Consider the following 805-nt stretch of genomic DNA (forward strand, 5'->3'; position numbering starts at 1 on the left):
AAAAACTCTCTGACGAGAATGGCATTATCTCAGCTCTTGCCTTTGACCAACGTGGTGCTTTGAAACGCCTCATGGCTCAATACCAAACAGAAGAACCAACAGTTGCTCAAATGGAAGAACTCAAAGTCTTGGTAGCAGATGAATTGACAAAATACGCATCCTCTATGCTCCTTGACCCTGAGTATGGTCTTCCAGCTACTAAAGCCCTTGATCCAAATGCTGGTCTTCTCCTTGCTTATGAGAAAACTGGCTACGACACAACTAGCACTAAACGCTTGCCAGACTGCTTGGATGTTTGGTCTGCAAAACGCATCAAAGAACAAGGTGCGGATGCAGTCAAGTTCTTGCTTTACTATGACGTAGACAGCGCTGACGAACTCAACCAACAAAAACAAGCCTACATCGAACGTATTGGTTCTGAGTGTGTGGCAGAAGACATTCCATTCTTCCTTGAAATCTTGGCTTACGATGAAAAAATCGCTGATGCAGGTTCTGCAGAATATGCCAAAGTGAAACCACACAAGGTTATCGGTGCCATGAAGGTCTTCTCAGACCCACGCTTCAACATCGATGTCTTGAAAGTGGAAGTTCCAGTCAATGTCAAATACGTTGAAGGTTTTGGCGAAGGTGAAATCGTGCATACACGTGAAGAAGCAGCAGCTTTCTTCAAAGCACAAGATGAAGCAACGAATCTTCCATACATCTACTTGAGTGCGGGAGTGTCGGCTAAACTCTTCCAAGAAACCCTTGTCTTTGCCCACGAATCAGGCGCAAACTTCAATGGTGTTCTTTGTGGCCGTGCAAC

General features: G+C 45.1%; 1 protein-coding gene. It reads left to right on the plus strand.

Annotated features, from left to right (window positions below):
* Positions 1 to 805, plus strand: an 805-nt coding sequence (lacD, locus tag D8802_RS10000) for a tagatose-bisphosphate aldolase (protein WP_125395724.1), incomplete at both ends; no start/stop codon positions are given.

This window comes from Streptococcus oralis (assembly GCF_003943395.1).
Lineage (GTDB): Bacteria > Bacillota > Bacilli > Lactobacillales > Streptococcaceae > Streptococcus > Streptococcus oralis_BF.